This window comes from Flagellimonas sp. MMG031 (assembly GCF_040112705.1).
Classification (GTDB): Bacteria; Bacteroidota; Bacteroidia; order Flavobacteriales; family Flavobacteriaceae; genus Flagellimonas.
Genome location: NZ_CP157804.1, coordinates 1823327 through 1843841, shown reverse-complemented (window position 1 = coordinate 1843841; position 20515 = coordinate 1823327). Strand labels below are relative to the sequence as shown.

The 20515-nt window shown below is 43.2% G+C and carries 19 protein-coding genes and 1 other RNA gene; 10 read left to right on the top strand and 10 right to left on the bottom strand.

What is annotated here, in order from left to right; genetic code table 11:
• Position 1: 1 nt before the first annotated feature.
• Entirely contained in the window at positions 2-1297 is a 1296-nt protein-coding gene (gene thrC / locus ABNE31_RS08330) for a threonine synthase (protein WP_349353009.1), read from the top strand.
• Here the strand turns inward: thrC and ABNE31_RS08325 are convergent.
• Positions 1294-2910 carry an aminopeptidase P family protein gene (locus ABNE31_RS08325; RefSeq protein ID WP_349353008.1) on the bottom strand — a complete coding sequence of 539 codons (1617 nt, stop codon included), beginning with the start codon at positions 2908-2910 and terminating at the stop codon, positions 1294-1296. The two genes, thrC and ABNE31_RS08325, sit on opposite strands and share 4 nt — an antisense overlap.
• A gap of 141 nt (positions 2911-3051) precedes the next feature.
• On the opposite strand from ABNE31_RS08325, the gene gcvT reads away from it, so the two are divergent.
• The 5 genes from gcvT (at position 3052) to ABNE31_RS08300 (ending at position 7963) form a co-directional block, all read left to right on the top strand.
• Entirely contained in the window at positions 3052-4140 is a 1089-nt protein-coding gene (gene gcvT / locus ABNE31_RS08320; RefSeq protein ID WP_349353007.1) for a glycine cleavage system aminomethyltransferase GcvT, read from the top strand.
• A gap of 7 nt (positions 4141-4147) precedes the next feature.
• The gene (locus ABNE31_RS08315; RefSeq protein ID WP_349353006.1) at positions 4148-4975 is read left to right on the top strand and encodes a sugar nucleotide-binding protein; all 828 of its coding nucleotides are present in this window, start codon (positions 4148-4150) and stop codon (positions 4973-4975) included.
• Positions 4976-5180: 205 nt separating this feature from the next.
• Positions 5181-6800, top strand: coding sequence for a hypothetical protein (locus tag ABNE31_RS08310; RefSeq protein WP_349353005.1), 1620 nt, complete (start codon positions 5181-5183; stop codon positions 6798-6800).
• Between the two features lie 99 nt (positions 6801-6899).
• Entirely contained in the window at positions 6900-7187 is a 288-nt protein-coding gene (locus ABNE31_RS08305; RefSeq protein WP_349353004.1) for a 4a-hydroxytetrahydrobiopterin dehydratase, read from the top strand.
• Between the two features lie 65 nt (positions 7188-7252).
• Positions 7253-7963 carry a YebC/PmpR family DNA-binding transcriptional regulator gene (locus ABNE31_RS08300; RefSeq protein WP_349353003.1) on the top strand — a complete coding sequence of 237 codons (711 nt, stop codon included), beginning with the start codon at positions 7253-7255 and terminating at the stop codon, positions 7961-7963.
• A 74-nt stretch (positions 7964-8037) separates the two neighbouring features.
• Here the strand turns inward: ABNE31_RS08300 and ABNE31_RS08295 are convergent, their stop codons facing one another.
• From ABNE31_RS08295 to ABNE31_RS08265, 7 genes are all read right to left on the bottom strand, one after another.
• Positions 8038-10158: a M28 family peptidase gene (locus tag ABNE31_RS08295; protein WP_349353002.1), complete on the bottom strand. Its 2121-nt coding sequence runs from the start codon at positions 10156-10158 to the stop codon at positions 8038-8040.
• 350 nt (positions 10159-10508) lie between these two features.
• Positions 10509-11051: a 1-acyl-sn-glycerol-3-phosphate acyltransferase gene (locus ABNE31_RS08290; RefSeq protein ID WP_349353001.1), complete on the bottom strand. Its 543-nt coding sequence runs from the start codon at positions 11049-11051 to the stop codon at positions 10509-10511.
• Positions 11052-11084: 33 nt separating this feature from the next.
• Entirely contained in the window at positions 11085-12215 is a 1131-nt protein-coding gene (locus ABNE31_RS08285; RefSeq protein ID WP_349353000.1) for an iron-containing alcohol dehydrogenase family protein, read from the bottom strand.
• Positions 12216-12920, bottom strand: coding sequence for an HAD family hydrolase (locus ABNE31_RS08280; protein ID WP_293285198.1), 705 nt, complete (start codon positions 12918-12920; stop codon positions 12216-12218).
• Positions 12911-13624 carry a 3-deoxy-manno-octulosonate cytidylyltransferase gene (kdsB, locus tag ABNE31_RS08275; RefSeq protein ID WP_349353039.1) on the bottom strand — a complete coding sequence of 238 codons (714 nt, stop codon included), beginning with the start codon at positions 13622-13624 and terminating at the stop codon, positions 12911-12913. The genes ABNE31_RS08280 and kdsB overlap by 10 nt, the downstream gene beginning before the upstream one ends.
• Before the next feature lie 41 nt (positions 13625-13665).
• Positions 13666-14232 carry a DUF4126 domain-containing protein gene (locus ABNE31_RS08270; protein ID WP_179385510.1) on the bottom strand — a complete coding sequence of 189 codons (567 nt, stop codon included), beginning with the start codon at positions 14230-14232 and terminating at the stop codon, positions 13666-13668.
• Between the two features lie 30 nt (positions 14233-14262).
• Entirely contained in the window at positions 14263-15696 is a 1434-nt protein-coding gene (locus ABNE31_RS08265) for an AAA family ATPase (protein ID WP_349352999.1), read from the bottom strand.
• A 194-nt stretch (positions 15697-15890) separates the two neighbouring features.
• Between ABNE31_RS08265 and ABNE31_RS08260 the strand changes: the two genes are divergently transcribed.
• From ABNE31_RS08260 to ABNE31_RS08250, 3 genes are read left to right on the top strand one after another with little or no spacing between them, the layout of a single operon-like run.
• Positions 15891-16541 carry a hypothetical protein gene (locus ABNE31_RS08260; protein WP_179385413.1) on the top strand — a complete coding sequence of 217 codons (651 nt, stop codon included), beginning with the start codon at positions 15891-15893 and terminating at the stop codon, positions 16539-16541.
• Positions 16505-17356, top strand: a complete 852-nt coding sequence (locus ABNE31_RS08255) for a DUF3822 family protein (RefSeq protein ID WP_349353038.1) — start codon at positions 16505-16507, stop codon at positions 17354-17356. The genes ABNE31_RS08260 and ABNE31_RS08255 overlap by 37 nt, the downstream gene beginning before the upstream one ends.
• Positions 17357-17902, top strand: a complete 546-nt coding sequence (locus ABNE31_RS08250) for an RsmD family RNA methyltransferase (RefSeq protein WP_349352998.1) — start codon at positions 17357-17359, stop codon at positions 17900-17902.
• On the opposite strand, the gene rnpB is transcribed toward ABNE31_RS08250, so the two are convergent.
• Positions 17898-18273: RNase P RNA component class A (gene rnpB / locus ABNE31_RS08245), an RNA gene on the bottom strand. The two genes, ABNE31_RS08250 and rnpB, sit on opposite strands and share 5 nt — an antisense overlap.
• A gap of 107 nt (positions 18274-18380) precedes the next feature.
• Here rnpB and ABNE31_RS08240 point away from each other — a divergent pair.
• Positions 18381-20162 carry a DNA polymerase III subunit gamma/tau gene (locus tag ABNE31_RS08240; RefSeq protein ID WP_349352997.1) on the top strand — a complete coding sequence of 594 codons (1782 nt, stop codon included), beginning with the start codon at positions 18381-18383 and terminating at the stop codon, positions 20160-20162.
• Here ABNE31_RS08240 and ABNE31_RS08235 read toward each other — a convergent pair.
• Positions 20151-20513 carry a transmembrane 220 family protein gene (locus ABNE31_RS08235; protein ID WP_349352996.1) on the bottom strand — a complete coding sequence of 121 codons (363 nt, stop codon included), beginning with the start codon at positions 20511-20513 and terminating at the stop codon, positions 20151-20153. The genes ABNE31_RS08240 and ABNE31_RS08235 overlap by 12 nt on opposite strands.
• Between the last annotated feature and the right edge of the window lie 2 nt (positions 20514-20515).

Below are 20515 nucleotides of genomic sequence, written 5' to 3'. Positions count from 1 at the left end.
CATGAAATTTTACAGTTTAAACAATCAACATATAAGGGCATCGTTCAAGGAAGCGGTCATTGCTGGAATTTCGCCGGATAAAGGCCTTTACTTTCCGGAGAAAATTACTCCACTGAATACCGATTTTTTTAAAACTATTGAAAAGGTTTCCAATCACGAAATAGCTTTCAAAGCCATTCACCAGTTTGTGAGCGACGATATTCCCGATGAAATCCTGAAAGAAATCATAGCGAACACCTTGGATTTTGAGTTTCCAGTGGTCGACATTGAAAAAAACGTAGCCACTTTGGAGCTTTTTCATGGGCCCACCATGGCCTTTAAGGATGTCGGCGCCCGATTTATGGCAAACTGTTTGGGCTACTTTTCACAAGGGCAAAAACAGGATGTTACGGTATTGGTGGCTACTTCTGGAGATACCGGCGGTGCCGTTGCCAATGGCTTTTTAGGGGTTGATGGGGTAAAAGTGGTCATCCTCTACCCCAGCGGCAAGGTGAGTGAAATCCAAGAAAAACAACTGACCACTCTGGGCCAAAATATCGAGGCCATGGAAGTGGATGGTGTTTTTGACGATTGCCAGCGTATGGTGAAGACAGCGTTTTTGGATACTGAAATCACGGACCATAAAAAATTGACCTCGGCAAATAGCATCAATGTGGCCCGATGGCTGCCCCAACTGTTCTACTTTTTGTTTGCCTACAAGCAAGCCAAATCAAAAGGAAAGGATATTGTATTTTCAGTGCCTTCGGGTAATTTTGGAAATGTCTGTGCTGGAATGGTGGCCCAAAAATTGGGCATGCCCATCAAGCATTTTGTGGCATCTACCAATGTAAACGATGTGGTCCCTAAATACATGGAAAAAGGCGTGTATGAACCTATGCCTTCCGTAGCGACAATTTCCAATGCCATGGATGTGGGAGACCCCAGTAATTTTGTGCGGATAAGGCATTTGTACCAGAACGATTTGGAAACACTTCAAAACAACCTCTCCTCCTATTCCTTTTCGGATGAAGCTACCAAAAAAACCATGAAAGAGGTGTATACCAAAACGGGCTACGTAATGGACCCCCACGGTGCAGTAGGGTATCTTGGGTTAAAGGAATATCAAAAATCCCATCCCGATACCTTTGGTATTTTCTTGGAAACGGCCCATCCCGTCAAGTTTTTGGATGTGGTGGAAGCAACACTGGGTATAGGCCCAGCTATTCCCGCGCAGATTCAGAAAGTGATGGACAAGGTGAAAAAATCACATCGAATCGCGAATTACGAAGAGCTGAAACAATACTTGCTGCAGCATTAATCCAGTTTGGGCAGTTTAAAACTGTCCAACGGACTAGGCTGCTTCATCACTTCCTCGATAGCCTCAGTGGTGCGTGGTGCCATGGCAGAAAGGTTGACTGGCCCATCTTCCGTAATCAAGATATCATCTTCGATTCGGACGGCAATGCCCCACCACTTTTCATCACAGGCACTGTTTTCGGGTATATAAATTCCCGGCTCAACAGTAATCACTTGATTGGGCTTGAAGGCTTGGTAGGTACCTGCATCGTGGACATCGAGCCCCAAATAGTGAGAGGTTCCGTGTGGAAAATAGATTCTCGCCTCTTTGGCATCCTTAATGATTCCGAGATCCATCAACCCTTGGGTCACCACCGTTAAAGCGGCCTTGTGCGGCTCCCCAAAGGATGCACCGACGACACTCGCGGCAATCCCGGCTTCCTGGGCATTATAAACGATGTCGTAGATAGCTTTCTGCTCTGGCGAAAACTTTCCGTTGGCAGGGATAGTGCGGGTCACATCAGCAGTATAACCATGATATTCCGCTCCCAAATCCATCAGCACCAAATCATCCCCAACCTTGGTCTTGTTGTTCTCGATGTAGTGAAGAATGCAGCCGTTATGGCCACCGCCAACAATGGAGGGATAACCCTCGTACTCGGCACCATACCTTTTGTACACATATTCGTGAACGCCCTGTATCTCAGTCTCGGACATATTGGGGTGCATGGCCTTCATCACCTCTATTTGACCTACTGCGGAAATTTCGATGGCCTTTTTGAGCAATTTCAATTCCTCTGGGGTTTTATCCTGTCGCAATTCGGCCATCACCGAAGGCAGGATGCTGGAATCCAGATTGGAAGATCTTTGGACCACGAACACTTTGTTTTTGATTTCATCGCGGATCTCATCGGAATTCGCCTCCACGAAATCGTTGAGCAAATCATCCTCTTGCAATTCGGGATTCCGCTCCATAAATCTTTGGATAGTTTCGGCGACCTCACCCCAATTATCGACAGTGGCCCCAGCAATTCTTTTGTACAACTGGTTTCGTATGGGGTTATAATCGGCAGGGTAGTTTGCCTTTATCTTGAAGGTTTTGACCAAATCAAACAAATCTGCCGTTCCTGGTTTATCACGATAGTCGTTATGAAAATCAACAAAGGAAACGTTATCAAAAGATTGAAAATCCAAGGGGAAATTCTCAAATTCACTACCATTAAAAACCATATTGAAACCCAGCTTTTCCTTAACGCCTTCAACACCCAAGCGTTTTCCGGTCCATTGCTCGGCTCTTGCATTTCGCTCTTGCACATAAAATATTTCATCAAACGTATTTCCGGAGGCATCGGTCTGGGGTTCGGAGAAAAGAATCAGCACGGCATTCGGCTCCTTGTACCCTGTCAAATAGTAAAAATTGGGGTCCTGATGGTACACGTAGTCCACATCGTTTGCCCGATTGCGTTCTGCGTTGGCAAAAAGCACTACTGCGGTATTAGGAGGCAGTTTAGCTCTTACGGCATCCCTTCTATCCTTATGAAAATCGGCCGGAAGATAGTCAGTGGGCAAATCCTGGGAAATACCAGCGGTTATGAATAAAATAGCCGACAAAAGGCTCCATTTGATTTTTGACATGATTACATATTTTGATGAAAATACAAATTTTGGGCATATCAAAAATGGAATATGACCTCAGTTTTAGCAAAATCATAATACCCGAAAATAAGGGTATCCTTAATTAATTCTATAAATTTGCCCATCGTAAAATTAGAGCCGATGAAAAATACTGCACTTACCGAAACGCACAAAGCGTTGGGAGCCAAAATGGTGCCCTTTGCGGGTTACAACATGCCCGTTTCTTATGAAGGTGTAAATGTGGAACATGAAACCGTTCGCAAGGCGGTGGGTGTGTTCGATGTGTCACATATGGGCGAGTTTTTGGTCGAAGGGCCCAAAGCTTTGGAACTGATCCAGAAAGTGACGACCAACGACGCTTCCAAATTGACTGTCGGCAAGGCGCAGTACAGTTGCATGCCCAACGAAACGGGGGGTATTGTGGACGACTTGATCATTTATCGGGTCAAGGAAGAAACTTATCTTTTGGTGGTGAACGCATCCAACATTGATAAGGATTGGGACCATATTTCCAAATACAACGAGGGCATTGGTGCCGACATGAGAAATATATCCGACGATTATTCACTTTTGGCCATTCAGGGCCCAAAGGCGGTGGAGGCGATGCAAAGTTTGACTTCTGTTGATTTGGCGTCCATTAGCTTCTACAGCTTTGTGGTCGGCGATTTTGCCGGTATTGAGCATGTCATCATTTCTGCAACGGGTTATACTGGTTCGGGCGGTTTTGAAATCTATTGCAAAAACTCCGAAGTACAACAGGTATGGGACAAAGTGTTGGAAGCCGGCGCCGATTTCGGCATCAAGCCCATTGGTTTGGCGGCCCGTGATACGTTGCGTTTGGAAATGGGCTACTGCCTCTACGGAAACGATATTGACGACACCACCTCCCCGTTGGAAGCTGGCTTGGGCTGGATTACCAAATTCACCAAGGAATTCGTGAACAGCGAAAACCTATCGAAGGAAAAGACAGACGGTTCCAAAAGAAAACTTGTTGCCTTCCAGATGGAGGAACGTGGGATTCCAAGGGCTGGCTATCCAATTTTGGACGGTCAGGCCAATCAAATAGGCAAGGTGACCTCGGGCACCATGTCCCCTTCCCTTTCCAAAGGAATCGGTTTGGGATATGTTACCATGGAACATTCCAAGGTGGACTCCCCAATTTTTATTCAAATACGAATCAACAAGGTACCTGCAACGGTGGTAAAACTGCCATTTTATAAAAACACTTAGTTAGCCTTTGGATAAAAAAAAGATATTGATATTAGGAGCGAGCGGATTTGTGGGCAATGCCATATACAAAGAGCTTTGCTCCTATTTTGATACCTATGGCACCTATTATTCCAATCGTTCTTTTGCCAAGAACAAGCAGTTTATGCGCTACGATCTGGAAGAGGACGACATTTTTCAGGTATTGGAACAGGTGCGCCCGGACATTATTGTATCGGCCCTTAGGGGAAACTTTCCCTCACAGATACAGGCACATCAGCATTTGATGGAGTATTTGGTGCGGACCAAGGCCAAACTCTACTTTATTTCTTCGGCCAACGTGTTCGATGCCTACAGCAAATTTCCATCCTACGAATATGACAAGACTTTATCGTTGAGTGTTTATGGTAGGCTCAAAATCAAGATCGAGAACATGATGATGCGGTTGCCCAAGGAAAAAACGGCCATTTTAAGGGTGCCCATGGTCTTTGGCAATGCTTCTCCCCGAATTCGGGAAATCAAGGAACATATTGAAAACAATGAACCGATTGAGGTATTTCCCAACCTGATCATCAATGTGACCAACGACGATAGGCTTACCCAACAAATCCATTACCTGATCAACAGGAACAAAACGGGAATCTATCATTTGGGGAGCAGTGACCTTATCCAGCATGAGGAGTTCATCAAAGAGGTCATAGCCCACTTGGGCAATTACCATCCCGTGTACAAAAGGGTGTACACGACCAATGAGGATAGGTATTTGGCCGCTTTGCCCAAGGATAATATCCTGCCCAAGAACCTTCGTATCAGTTGTCAGGAGATTATTGAGAAGCATTTTACTGGAAATGATGTTTAATTGCTTCATGGATTCCAACTCATAAAAATCCAAGGAATAGGTCATTTTATTCTTACATCATTTTAAACAAATATTCATCCGTCAATTGAAAAGGGGCATCCGTCAATTGAAAAGGGGCATCCGTCAATTGGGAATGAAAAATCCCAACTGAAAAATATAAATTGCCAGCATCCGCACATAACCCCGATTAATTAAATCAAAAAAAATGAAAATTAAAGCAAACTTAATTGTATGTACCTTGGGGTTATTTGTCTATGGATGTAGTTCCGATGATGCCACACCTGTTAAAGATCCTATTTCTGATGAAGTACCAACCGAAAACGAACCAACAACATCTGAATTACAGGACAAAACTGTCGATTTTTTGACAAACAATGGAGATTTAAAAGTTTGGAAAGTATCTTCTGCAATAGTAACAAATGGAACTGAATCGTTTGATATATCTGATAACTTTAATGTTTTGGACGATGAGATTGTTTTTTCTGGAAACAAAGAAAATGGTTCACTTGAATGGAGAAAAGGCCATGACATAAACCTATCAGCCCAAAATATTGAAGAAACCCTTCTAGACTATTATCGGTCTCCAAAGAGCTCTCCATTTTCGTTTGTTGGAGAGAGCGACTCAACTTTGACATCCGATGATTTTGATATTCAAATATCTGATGAATCCAGTGTATTACTTACTTTAGGTAGTAATGCAACAGCAAAATCAAAAAATATAACGAACAAAGACTTAGATGTACAAGTCAACTTTGTTTTGACTCCGAAGGTTCCTAACGATTACAAGTTTGCACCTGACGACTTGGTTTTTTCCGAAGCCTTTACCGTAGAAACAGCATCAGTTGAAACCCACTCCCCTGGAATGATTGGTTCCAATAGTGACAATAGCTTCTTCTATGTAACTCGTGAGGATGGCTATACTTATGGAAACCCTGATAATCCTCAACAAATTCGTCCAGATAGAGTTGTGAAATTTGATTTGGATGATATGTCTCAAACTGAATTTGTAGACTATGAAAATATAGGCTCGGCTACAAAACAGTTACATATTATAAATAATGAACTGATTAGTATTGGCGGAGGCTCAATAAGGAAATATGATTTTGATTTAACAAATCAGGTAATCAGCGACTACAATTCAGGACTTATTTCAGAAGAATTTGGGACCGAAATTGTTTTGTCAAGGTTTGGCATGGCGGTTCAAGACGATTATGTCTACATCATAGGCGGTGCAACAACTTGGTTTGGGGATGAATGGCAAGGAGCCATTGAGGAGACTAAAAACATTTATAGGTTGGATTTGAACAATAACTCCCTGACGTTTTTTGCGCAACTTCCTGAACCGCGATTCGGGGCAAGGGGAACCATTGTTGACAATAAAATGTATGTTTTTGGCGGCTCACCAGAGTTTGGTTATTTAACACCTGCCACCGACACTATTTATATTATTGACATGAACAATCCTGACAGTATCCAAACCCTAAATTTGGGCTCTGAAATTCAGCATAGTTTTGTTCAAAAAGATGACAATATTATTTATGTAACGGGTTACAAAATTTTAGATTTTACTGATCAAGGATTAGGAAATGTAACTGTCAACTATGACAATACCAAAATATGGGCGTTCGATACAGAAGATAATAGTCTAAAGGAATTGTCCCATAATCTATCCAATCCAAACGGAGGTAGTGCTGTACACCAAATGGCGATATTCAACGGAAAAATGTTTTTATTGTACGGTGATCGAGATGAAAGTTTGGCCAATGAGGATAACTTTTATTGGCCTCTCCAAGAGTGGAAAATTTACATGGCTGATTTGGAATAAAACCTGATGGAATATAAATTTTAAAGGCATACCTAATCCGTATGCCTTTTTTATTTTGAGCTCATTAAAATTGGTTATCTTTTAAAAAAGCACGTATTTATGAAAAAATTACATACCGAAGAAATCAAAGACGCCCTTAAAAATCTATCAGGCTGGACCTTAAAGGATGACATGATTCAAAAATCTTTCACTTTTGGGGATTTTATGGAAGCTTTCTCTGTGATGACACAAATTGCCTTTGCATGTGAAAAGCAAAACCACCATCCCAATTGGGAAAATGTCTACAACACCCTCAACATACACCTGAGCACACACGATGCAGGAGGTGTTACCCAAAAGGATATTGACCTGGCAAAATCCATCGAAAAAATTGTGGGTCAGCGTTAAAAATTATCGACTTGACAAAGGGGCATTTTTTGCTAAATTTGCCAGCATCCAGAATGTAAGATGTTATGGGAAGAGCGTTCGAGTTTAGAAAAGCACGAAAAATGAAGCGCTGGGCAGCGATGTCCAAAGCGTTTACCAGAATTGGGAAAGACATTGTAATGGCGGTCAAGGAAGGTGGTCCCGACCCAGATGCCAATGCGAAGCTCCGTGCCGTCATTCAAAATGCCAAGGCGGTAAACATGCCCAAGGACAATATTGAGCGTGCTATCAAGAGAGCTTCTGACAAAAACCAAGGGGATTATAAAGAAGTACTCTTTGAGGGCTACGCACCCCATGGTATCGCCATTTTAATCGAGACCGCCACCGATAACAACACGCGAACAGTGGCCAACATCCGTAGCTACTTTAATAAATGTAATGGTAGTTTGGGAACATCCGGTTCGGTTGAATTTATGTTTGATCACACTTGCAACTTCACCGTCAACGGCGAAGGCATCGACCCAGAGGAATTGGAACTGGAGATGATCGACTTTGGGGCCGAAGAGGTGTTCACAGATGAGGACGGTATTCATATTTATGCGCCCTTCGAAAATTTTGGGGCCATTCAAAAGGAACTGGAATCCAAGGGAATCGAGATTATCTCCTCAGGATTTGAGCGTATTCCACAGGTAACCAAAGAACTCAACGAAGAAGAGGCAGCCGATGTGGAAAAACTACTCGAGAAAATTGAAGAGGATGATGACGTGCAGAACGTATATCACACCATGAAGGAATAGTTACCAAATCAACAATATAAAAAGGGGCATAGTTTTCAGACCATGCCCCTTTTTAGTTTAAATCATTTAACTACTTATCGAATACTTTGAGCCAAAGTCAAAACCTTGTTAGCCAAGGACGAGATAGCGTTGGCGTAACGTTGGTCCCACTCTTCCAATCGATCTGTGGATTTCAAGGAAATCTCATATTCCAATCCAGGTAAAATCCATGAAGCATATCCGCTGAAAGGATCTGTTGAAGCGTACAAGGATTTGAACCAGGATCCATAATACATCCCTTTTTCATCGATAAAGCTTTTTTCCAGGGCAATCAATTGCTTGTTGATGTCCTTGATCTCCTTTTTGGACAATGCGCCCGACGACAAGGCGTTGGCCAAAGCTTCATCCAAAAGCTGGGTGTTCTTTTCCAAGGTAGTAATGGATTGGTCCACTTGATCAAAACCTTCAAATTCGGCATGGAATCCTTTGATTTTTTCCACGGCCTTGGCAAAGTGCCCTTTCAAATCCACAGCATATCGTTCTACGTCATACGGAATCAATTCGGCATTGGCCATACGCAAGGTCATGAGTCCCGTCCATTGCTCAATGGTACCTCCCATTTTAAACTCGGGGTCCACAAAAGTTTCGTAAAAGTGGAAACTGTCGTAGTTGGTGTGATACAAGGTAGGGCCTCCTGCTCCACCGCTCAACGAAGGAACCCCTACATGCATATAAAAACCGATATGGTCGGAACCTCCTCCCAAATTACCAATAGTGGGCTCCTCCTTATCACCTCTCCACTGATCATAGAGCGACTTTTCCGAATAGGGGTAATCCACTTTTTTGGCCATTTCAGAGACCAAGTTTTTCAAGGTTGGAGAGGAAGATGCACCAAAGTTTTTTCCGGATACACCTCCATCAAAATTGAGGTAGGCAACCGCTTTGGCCCCCAATTCATCCTTGAGCTGCTCTACCCATTCGGAGGATCCTATCACACCGTGCTCCTCGGCATCCCAATGTGCAATCAGGATAGATCTTTTGGGACCGTTTCCACTTTTGACCAATTTTCCAATGCTTTCGCTCAGTGACAACAGCATGGCCGTTCCGCTGTTGGGGTCCGTGGCTCCAAAGGCCCAAGCGTCGTAATGGCACCCTAGAATGATCCATTCATCTGGATATTCGGTACCCTTGAATGTTCCCACCACATTGCTCACACGAACAAATTCCTTGGGTTGGTCTACAAATAGCCGAACTGTCAATTCCTCGCCACCTTCAAGTCGGTAGGTATAGGGCAAGCCGCCCTGCCATTCTTGCGGGACCGGTTTTCCTTTCATGTTGCCAATAATTTCTTTTGCCGAACCGTAGGGCAACGGCAACACGGGTATGGTATGCAAGGTGGTTTCTGATGGGTCCATCCGCTGAACTTTCATTTTGCTGTCCAAGGGAAGTGCAGGTTCAAAAGGGGTCAGTGGGTCTCCTTGATAGTCCAAAGTAAGAACGGAGCCCCGTTGTATAGCACTTTCATTATAGGTGTATCCTTCGGGATAGACCAAGCCTTTGGTGTACCCGCTATCGGCAGGGTCGGTATACATAATAAGTCCCGCTGCACCATATTGCTCCGCAAATTTGGCCTTGTATCCCCTAAAATTCCGTCCATAACGGGCAATAACAATTTTTCCTTTTACATCAATACCCATTTCAGCGAGGCGTTCAAAGTCTTCCTTGGTCCCATAATTGGCATACACCACCGCAGCGGTTACATCACCGTTTCCTGAATAGGCGTTCCAGCCCTTCTCCAAGGTAGGGTCAGAAGAAAACCGGTCTTCATCCAAAATATTTTCCTGCTGGTTCAATGGCCTACGGTAGGGCGTAACCAGTTCCACCGAGGAGCTTCCACCAGAAGTGGACATATAAATATCATAAGGATAGAAATCCACTTTCATCCCAGCATTTTCCATGACGGTGGCCATATAATTGGCCACTTCTTCATTGGCAGCAGTTCCGGCCACATGGGGTTTTTCCGTGAGTTTTTGAAGATGCTCCCTATATTTTGGAAAATCCACGGTTTTCAGAAAAGTAGCCTCTGTTTGTGCTTGTTTTTCCATGGAGGAGGGGGTGTACCCGTTCCAATCTTGTGCGGATAATGTCGAAGTAAGCATTAAACCTGCAAAGGCAATGAGATACCTAGAATTTTTTCTCGAATTTTTGAGCTTCATAATTTGAGTTAGTTTTGGTTGCCTAAATATAGGGTTTATAATGCTCAAAAATTCGCCAGGCCTTGGGACCAAATCCATTTATAAAGTTTATGGAATGCTTACCACGAGGAAACAACGGCACTAAAAAATCAAAAGGACCTACAAAACTGTAGATCCTTAAGACACCTAATTAACCTAACCTAAAACAATGTAAACCACTAACTCGTACTAAGATTTAATACCGAAAGGCAAACAAGACCTTTTTGGTTAGTCCGACGAATTGGTCGCTGTACTTTTACGTACGGAAATTAGGTAGAAGTGGTTTGGTTGTAGGGTAGAAAATCTTATGGACAATTATTGTCACTCAAGATTCAAGGAAAACTGTAGGCTGGTATTTTGCCTTTTACCCCCCTATAGAAATCACGGATTTTTGCAAAATCGCTTTCCTGATTATCGGTTACCCAAAATGGATCGCCAATTTTGATTTCTTTCTTGCCAAAATCGAAGGCCACCATCACAATGGGTACATTGGCCTTTTGGGCAATATGATAAAACCCGGTTCGCAATTGGATTACTTTTTTACGGGTACCTTCAGGTGCCAATGCCAAGCGGAATACTTTTCGTTCTTTGAAGATTTGAACGATATTGTCCACCGTATTGGAGCTTTTGGAACGATCTACGGGTGCTCCTCTCGTCCAACGAAAAAACCATCCGAACGGAGGCTTGAAAAGACTCTTTTTTCCAATGTAGTTGATTTCTTCCTTGATGACTTTTCGAATCAACAGGCCGAGAAAAAAATCCAACCAATGGGTATGCGGAATCACAATGACGACACATTGATCCAATTTTGGAAACTGTCCGTTGAGTTTCCAACCCAACAACTTAAAATAAATAAACTTCGCTAGTGACTGCATGATTTGAAGGATTCGTTCCTTGTAGAACCAATCCTATATTTTTTCGAACAAGGCCTGAAGTCTTTCGGGCGTCATTTTGGTTTTCCAATCCTTTCCCAAGGCATTTTCCCAAAGTGGCTCCAATCCCATCGAAACATTGACCATTACATCAAAGTCATTCTGGGTAAGATCCGCACAGATACCTTTGGGCAATGTAATCGAATGCTTGTCCATCATTTTTTTGAACAGTGCCACTCCTTCGGGATAAAATTCCTCCAAATGCTGGAACACCAAGCAGTTTCCGATACCATGCTTTACACCCAATAAATACGATAGACCATAGCTCATGGCATGTGCCACCCCTACTTGTGAATAGGCGATGCTCATTCCACCATGCCAGGAGGCCATCATCAATTTATCGCGGGATTCCTCAGCCGGTACATCTTCCAAAAAGACTTCCTTGCACAATTCCAGCGCCTTTTCACCGTAACTCTGGCTAAAAGCGTTCAAATAAGTGCCTGTTAACGATTCCACGCAATGGATATAGCAGTCCATTCCCGTGTAGAACCATTGCTCCTTGGGCACGGTTTCACTAAAATCGGGATCTAACAGCACTTGGTCGAAGGGGGTAAAATCGGAATTGATTCCCAACTTTTTTTCTGGACCCAAGAGTACCGTGGTCCGTGAAACCTCTGCCCCAGTTCCGCTAATCGTAGGAATACCCACGTGATACAGTGCTGGCTTGTTCACCAAGTCCCACCCTTGATAGTCCTTGGCCAATCCTTTGTTGTTCAACAATATGGATACGGCCTTGGCCAGATCGAGCAGGGTTCCCCCACCGATTCCAATGATACCTGAGGGCATTTCCTTGTACTTTTCACGTATTTGGGCAACCAAAGCATCTACTTGGGCCGTTTTGGGTTCTTCTTCGGCTGAGATGAATATGATTTCATCATTGAACATAAGGGGCACTTTGGCCATGAACTCGGTGTTCTCAAAAAAATCATCCACCAAAAATATAAAGGGGGCCTCCGAACTTTTTCGTTGGGGCAATAAAATGTCGCCCAATTGCGAAAAACATCCCGCCCCAAAAATGACCCTGGGTACCATGGGAAAATTTTTATGGGCCGTTTTGTGGGTTGAGGCTATTTCTTCTTGCTTCTTCAAATTATTCGCTGTCTTCATTTAGTTGTCCAAATACTTCAAAACATCCTTTAGACGGTTCAATTTCAAGTGGTTATTGACCATTTCATCTTCCGATACCATCTCGTGGGCCCAAGTGGTATGAAAGGGCACATGAACCGCTTGCGCTCCAATATTCAAGATAGGCAATACATCCGACTTTAAGGAGTTTCCTATCATCAAAAATTCTTTGACATCGATATTCAAGTGGTCCAACAGATTCTTGTAATTGCTTTCCTTTTTATCGCTCAACACCTCCACATGATGAAAATATTGGGAAAGTCCCGATCTTTCCAACTTTCGTTCCTGATCTAAAAGATCGCCTTTGGTAAGTACAATCAATCTGTATTTTCCCGATAGTTTGGCAAGTACTTCCTCCACCCCATCGAGGAGTTCCACGGGATGCGAAATCATTTTTTTACCTAGCTCCAAGATTTGGGCAATGGTCTCTTGCGGGACCTTGTTGTTGGAAAGGTCCAATGCGGATTCTATCATGGAAAGCATAAACCCCTTGATGCCGTAACCGTAGCTGTCCAAATTGGCCATTTCCATTTTAAAGAGCTCTTGGTCTATTTTGTTCTTGGTTTCGTAGCCTTCCAAAAGTTCCGCAAACTTTTCTTCGGTGTCCCTAAAATAGGTCTCGTTGACCCAAAGGGTATCATCGGCATCAAAACCAATGGTTTTTATATTGCTGAAATCTACTTCCATACTTTTCGTGCACGTTCCAAGTCTTCAGGTGTATCAATTTCGATACCGGTGACATGGGTCTCTACCATTTTTATTTTTTTGCCATATTCCAAAAAGCGAATGGCCTCTATTTTTTCCTTGGCTTCCAAAGGCAACATGGGCAACTTTTGAAAATCCATCAGCGCCCTTTTTCTGAATACGTAGACGCCTTTATGTTTGTAATAGGTGGCATCCACTTTCTCATCCCGAGGATAGGGAATCGGCGAACGCGAGAAATACAGGGCAAACCCCTGATTATCCACAACGACCTTTACCGTATTGGGGTTGGATATTTCGTCCCAATCGGTAATGGGTGTCATCAACGAACCCAGGTCAATTTCCTGCTCGGTATCATTTTTAAACACTTTGATGATTTTTCCCAAACTATCTGCATCGATAAAAGGCTCATCACCTTGCACATTGATTACCACATCCACATCCATATCTTCTACGGCTTCGGCAATTCTATCGCTGCCGCTTTCATGTGTTTTTTTGCTCATAATGACTTTTCCGCCAATAGCTTCAATGACTTCGGCAATAATGGAGCTATCGGTCACTACAAATACATCGTCGAAAAGTCCAGTATGGACCGCCGCTTCGTAGGTTCTTACAATGACAGGCTTCCCACCGAGATCCTGCATCAATTTGGCAGGAAAGCGCGAGGCTTGATAGCGAGCGGGAATCATGGATATTATCTTCACTTTTAGGTTTTTGGTTTGAACAAAGGTTATTTGGCTCTGGGCCGTATTTTTCGGTAAATTCTGAAGATGATCAGCAAAATGATGATGACCAATATTGCAGCAATGGGCGGCACTAATATGGAGGCGGTACTCACGGCAACGGCCGCTCCCGTTTCAACGGTCGATACCAATGGGTTGGCCAATCCACCCGTGGTCCCTGTGGAAGCCAACCTACCCGTAGCATTGGCTCCTTTGATGGCCGTAGCGGTTCCTCCCCCGGCAATGATGGCCAAAGACCAAGTAATCACCGGATCCATATTGCTTGCGGTGCTTACCACTGCGGCAGTGCCAGCTATCCCGGCCAAAGGCAGGGCTATGGTATCCAGGGCATTGTCGACCCATGGTATAAAATAGGCAAATATCTCGACCACTGTGGCAATACCCAGGGTAATGAGCGCGGTTAAACTCCCAATCCATTGCCAGTTATCGTTGAGTTCCCACACCCCTAAATAAGCCGCAAAACTAAGGGCAAAAAGGGGCAAAAACACACGAAAACCGGCGGAGGCCGCCAATCCTATCCCTAAAAACAAACTTATTATGGTATCTGGTTCAATGTTCATGCCGATGTCTAAATTAGCCTTTTCCTAGCCAAGAAAAAAATCATCCTTGAAACCTATTAAATAGAGTTGACGCTCGGCCCTTGTTACGGCGGTATACAACCACCTCAGGTAATCCTTGTCCACCCCATTGGGCAAATATGGTTGTTCCACGAATACCGTATCCCACTGTCCCCCTTGGGACTTATGGCAGGTAATGGCATAGGAGAATTTTACCTGCAGGGCATTGAAGAACTTGTTGTTTTTGACACCTAAAAACTTGCGGTATTTGGTTTTTTCATGGGCGTAGTCCTTCATCACCTCTTGGTACAGTTTATTTCCGTCCTCATAGGAAAGTGATGGTGTTTCCGCTGTAATGGTATCCAACAGTAGAACCGTCTCAAAGGGCCTTTGATTGGGATAATCCACCATTTTTACCTTTACTTCGGCAAACTTGAAGCCATACAACTCCTTTATGGCAAACAGTTCGAGCACCTCTATAATATCACCATTGGCAATAAACCCCGCCTCGGAATTGGGCTTTAGCCAGAAGTAGTTGTTCTTGACCACCATCATATAATCACCTACGGCAATTTCATTTTCCAAAAAAAGGATACGTTCACGAATATTTTGATTGTACAGGTTGGCCCTCTTGTTGGAACGTACAATGATAGCTGTTTGTTCCTTGCCGTTTTCACTGTAGGACGAATCAATCGCCTCTTGGATTTCGTTGCCATCGATAAGCCTAACGATATCGGTAAAATGGCCGAGCTCAAACTTAAACTCCTCAAAAAACTCGGATTGCAATTGCTCACGGAGGTTGGTGGCATTGTGAAGGATACCGGAATCGCCCGATTGTCGCATCACCTCATCGAGTTCCAAACATTCGACATCCTTGTTATAATGTAAGGATAAGCGGCCCTCATCCAGTGCAGGACTGAGTTCCAGCTTTACGGGAGGCAACTGCGCAGTATCCCCGATCAATATCAATTTACAGTTATGTCCCGAATGCACGTACTGCATCAAGTCATCCAAAAGCGAACCGTTTTCGAACAATTTGGAATCCGCTGGGGTATCAGGAATCATGGAAGCTTCATCCACAATAAAAATGGTGTTGCGATGTTTGTTCGGAGCCAACACAAATTGGATTCCTCCGCCTGACTGCTTTTTGGGAAAATATATCTTTTTATGAATGGTAAAGGCCTTGTTTCCGGAATAAACGGACATCACTTTGGCCGCCCTACCTGTCGGGGCCATCAATACCGCACTCATTTTCACCTTCCATAAACTGCTCACCAGGGTAGCTACCAGTGTCGTTTTTCCCGTTCCTGCAAATCCTTTTAAAAGGAACAGTCTGTCCTTTTGTTTTCCTAAAACAAAGTTAGCCAGCTTATTAAGGGCTACATCCTGTTTTAAGGTAGGTGAATGGGGAAATTTCTCGGTTAAAATTTTTAAAAATGTAGGTACGGTAGCATCATTCATGGAGCCTAAATATAGTGGTCTTTTTTAAAGCAAAAAGTTTCCCAATAAAAAAAATATTGTAGATTTGTCTTTAACCACTAAATTAACTTTGAAAGACAGTATCAGATATGTTAAACTTAATTCTTATTGTTGTTTTAATATGCCTTGTGACCGTAGGGCTTGTTTTCTTGATCGATAGATTTTTACCTCAAAAAGTGAAGCCTGTACTGGTGATTCTCTTTGGAATTTTGAGCATTTTCCTAGGATACAAAATATACGATTCCATTAATGCTCCCATCGAATTTAACAAGGTAAGAAACGAAAGATTTGCCAAGGTAATCAACAAACTAAAGGACATCCGGGATTCTCAGGAAGCCTACAAAACGGTGAACGGAAAATACGCCAACGATTTTGAAAGCTTAATCAAATTTATCGACACCGGAAATTATACCATCACCACGCAACGTGATTCCTCTTTTATGAGATACGACCGAGTGTACCAAATTGAGATGCAACAAGACACTGTCATCATCGATACCTTGGGCACAGTTAAGGTTAAGGATTCACTTTTTGGAGCAGACGACCGTTACAAAACCATGATGAACGTACCTTACGCGCAGAACGATGAGAAGTTTGAAATGAAAGCGGACATCATCGATAAAAGTGGCTATAAGGCCCCTGTATTCGAGGCCAAAGTGAAAAAGAACGTAGTGCTTTACGATCAACCACAAGACTTGGTAGAAAAAGAAAACTCTTACCAAAGTGTGGAAGAGGTAAATGGCACGGAAATCAAAGTTGGCTCATTGACCGATGTTAGTACCAACGGTAACTGGCCACCTGTTTACGACAGGAAAAAGAACAACTAGCTATAGTACAGAACACCACAAATAGCACTCATAGAAAATTGTCCATTCAAGCTGGCTTGAATGGACTTTCTTTTTGTGTACTGGATACCGTATCCCATAAAATCCTTGCCTTTGAACGGGTAGACTTCAAATCGCAGCTTACCCCCTATCTTATGCTCAAGGAACTCAAGGAAAAATTGGGTAAACAAGGCGAGGTGGGCCATAACTTTTCCGAAGTAATGGTGATTCACAAAAACAACCTTTTTGGACTTGTGCCCAAACCGCTTTTTCATAAAGAGGAGCTCCCCAACTATCTCAAGTTCAACACCAAGATTATGGCGAACGATTTAATCGCCTATGATGAGATACCCAATCAGGATATTGTCAATGTATACGTGCCCTATACCAATGTCAACAATTATATTTTTGACCTTTTCGGGGAATTTGAGTTCAAACATAGTGGCACCGTCCTTATCAACACCCTTTTGAACCAAAACAGAACTACCACCGAACCCATTTGTTACGTTCAGGTTTCCAAAGGAGAAATGGAAATGATGGTAATTTCCGATAAAAAACTGCTCTTCTACAACCAATTTGAATACAAGACCAAAGAGGATTTTCTGTACTACCTGTTATTCAGTTTGGAACAATTGCAGATAGACCTTGAACGAGTACAGCTCAAACTCTTTGGTGCCATTGAAGAAGGTGACCCTATCTATGATATCTGCTACCAATACATCAAAAACGTTTCCGTATTTGTCCCGAGCAATCCGTCCTTTCCTTTGGAACAATTGGAAAACGAAAGCATCGATTTTTCCATTTTAAGCTCGCTCTAAATGCGCATCATTTCTGGAAAATATAAAGGAAAGCGGTTGACCGCACCAAAAAAATTGCCCGTCCGGCCGACCACCGACATGGCCAAGGAAGCCCTGTTCAATATATTGAACAATAGGTTTTATTTTGATGAACTCAAGGTGCTGGACCTATTTTCGGGCACGGGAAACATTAGTTTTGAATTTGCTTCAAGGGGAACGGAACAGATTACGGCCGTTGATAGTTTTCAAGGTTGTGTGCGGTACATCTCCAATACAGCCAATGAACTCGATTTTTCCATTAATACCGTTAAATCGGATGTTTACAAATTTCTGGAGGGGACATCGGAACCAGTTGACCTCATTTTTGCTGACCCACCCTATGATTTTGATACAGAACAATTTTTGAAAATCGCAGATTTGGTCTTCGCAGAGGACCTTTTGCTGCCAGATGGAGTTTTGATTATTGAACATTCCGACCAAACCGACCTTTCGGAGCACCCTAAGTTTTCCGAGCAGCGAAAATATGGGGGAAGCATTTTCAGTTTTTTTGAAGAAAAAGAAGAATAAAAGCAGGCCATAAGCCGGATTCTGTGCATCCCAAATTAACTTTGGGAGTCCTTATCATTTATCTAGACAAATGGTTGCCCAAGTGTTCCAACCGCCTACCCTCCAACTCGGGCGTGCAGCCCTCAAACATTGGTTTACATGACGTTTCACCGCATAGAGTTTACCTGATTTCACTACAGCCGAACTGTACTTGCTTTCTGTTGCACTGGTCCTCGCCTTTCGGCGGACGGGCGTTACCCGCTATGCCGCACTACGGTGTCCGGACTTTCCTCCTTGTCCCAGACTTGATCTGGGACCTCCAAGGGAATCGGTTTGATTCCCATGAAGGCACTGAAACAAGTTCAGTACACGGCGATAAGGTGGCCTGCTGGCTGCAAAGGTAATCCAATTGTTAATAAAAAAAGAGGGAACTCTTCACTTGCGACAAACTTTAGCCGTTGCTATTTTTATATTTGTATGAAATCTATTTTTCCCAGCATTGGAACCATTTATTGTATCGGCTAGAAAATATAGACCCCAGACGTTTAAGGATGTTGTGGGCCAACAGTCCATAACCAACACCTTAATGAATGCCATTGAAAACAATCATTTGGCACAGGCTCTTTTATTTTGTGGCCCAAGGGGCGTTGGTAAAACAACTTGTGCCCGAATCTTGGCCAAAAAAATAAATCAAGATGGTACCGAAAGGGAAGATGAGGATTTCGCCTTCAATATTTTTGAGCTCGATGCAGCTTCTAATAATTCTGTGGATGATATCCGAAGCCTTATAGATCAGGTGCGTATTCCTCCACAGACGGGCAAATACAAAGTGTACATCATCGACGAGGTGCACATGCTCTCCCAATCGGCCTTCAATGCTTTTTTGAAGACCTTGGAGGAGCCACCAAAGCATGCCATTTTTATTTTGGCGACCACGGAAAAGCACAAGATCATTCCAACCATCCTTTCGCGTTGTCAAATTTTTGACTTTAAGCGTATCACCGTTAAGGATGCCACTGAATATTTAAAGTACATTGCGGAACAACAAGGCATTGATGCGGAAGAAAGTGCACTGCACATCATAGCGCAAAAAGCGGACGGTGCTATGCGCGATGCCCTTTCCATTTTTGATCGCGTAGTAAGTTTTTCTGGGAAAGAACTCACCAGAAAGGCCGTTACGGAAAACCTGAATGTGCTGGATTACGACATTTATTTTTCCGCCACAGATTTGATCTTGGACAACAACATTCCCGAACTTTTGGTCCTGTTCAATAAAACCTTGTCCCTTGGTTTTGACGGTCATCACTTTATAACCGGCCTTGCCTCCCATTTCAGGGATTTGATGGTGTGCCAGCACAAGGATACCTTAAGTTTATTGGAAGTAGGTGAAGATGTGGTAGGTCAATATCAAGAGCAATCCAAAAAGGCATCCAAAGCGTTTTTGTTGAAAGCTCTAGATATGGCCAACGAGTGCGATTTGCAGTACAAGACCAGTAAAAATCAACGTCTGCTGGTAGAACTCACACTCATGAAGCTAGCGTCCATCACTTTCGATGGAGAAAAAAAAAACTCTAATTTCTTAATACCTGCTTCACATTTCAAGGAGACAAAAATCGTTTCAAACGGTATTAAAGTCCCTGAAACCCATTCACCTGAAACTCCTTCAAAAAAGACACCAATAGAACAGGCGACCATGGCATCAACCCAAGAAATGGTGCCCAAGGTGGATGATGCGCCAGATGAAAACGAAGTTGAAAAAGAACTGGTCAGCGAACCCGAAAAAAGCTATCAACCTAAAAAGATTGCCATAAAAGGTGCTGAAAAAAGGGTCTCGGGTCTATCCCTATCCAGCATCAAGGTCAAAAAAGAGCATCAAAACACCAAAGCACCCAGTGTTGACGAAAAGGACCTTCCCAAGGATACTTTTGAGGAAAAGGAAATGCAAGAACATTGGGATGATTTTGTCAACCAATTGGAGCAACAAGGCAGAAAAATACTGGCAAGCAATTTACAGACCGATGTGCCCAAACTCAAGAATGAAAATACCATTTGGATAGAACTTCCCAATGGCACCATGAAAAAGGAGATAGAGCGGGAACAAAGTTTGATGCTGGATTACCTTAAGCAAAAACTGAACAACTACTCCATCTCGTTACATATTACGGTAAACGAAGAGGTAGCCAAAAAGTTTGCCTTTACCCCTCAAGAAAAGTATGAAAAGTTACGGGAGAAAAACCCGAACTTGGATTTGCTCCGGAAGGAGTTTGACCTAGATTTTTGATCGGCCGATAAAACGGGTCCTAAAGCCATAGACCAACATCACAATTCCCGCTATCAAAGACCCCAAGGACTCACGGCCCTCCTCGATATTCACGGTTTTCATCCCATGGTCCAACTGAACTCCTTCCCAGGTTTCCGGCCAATATAGAATAAAAAGCATGATGAAGAATCCCGAAAGAAAAAAATAGATACCGGACTTCAGCTTTTTCAACAAGAAAAGTACTGAGGCCAGTGCTGCTGCAAAATAAATTAAAATCCATTTTACAGCGTCAGGGTCATTGAACTGAACAGCTATCGCGTATCCGAACAACAGCGTGAAGACAACTGCAAAAATTTTAAAAAAGGTTTCCATTA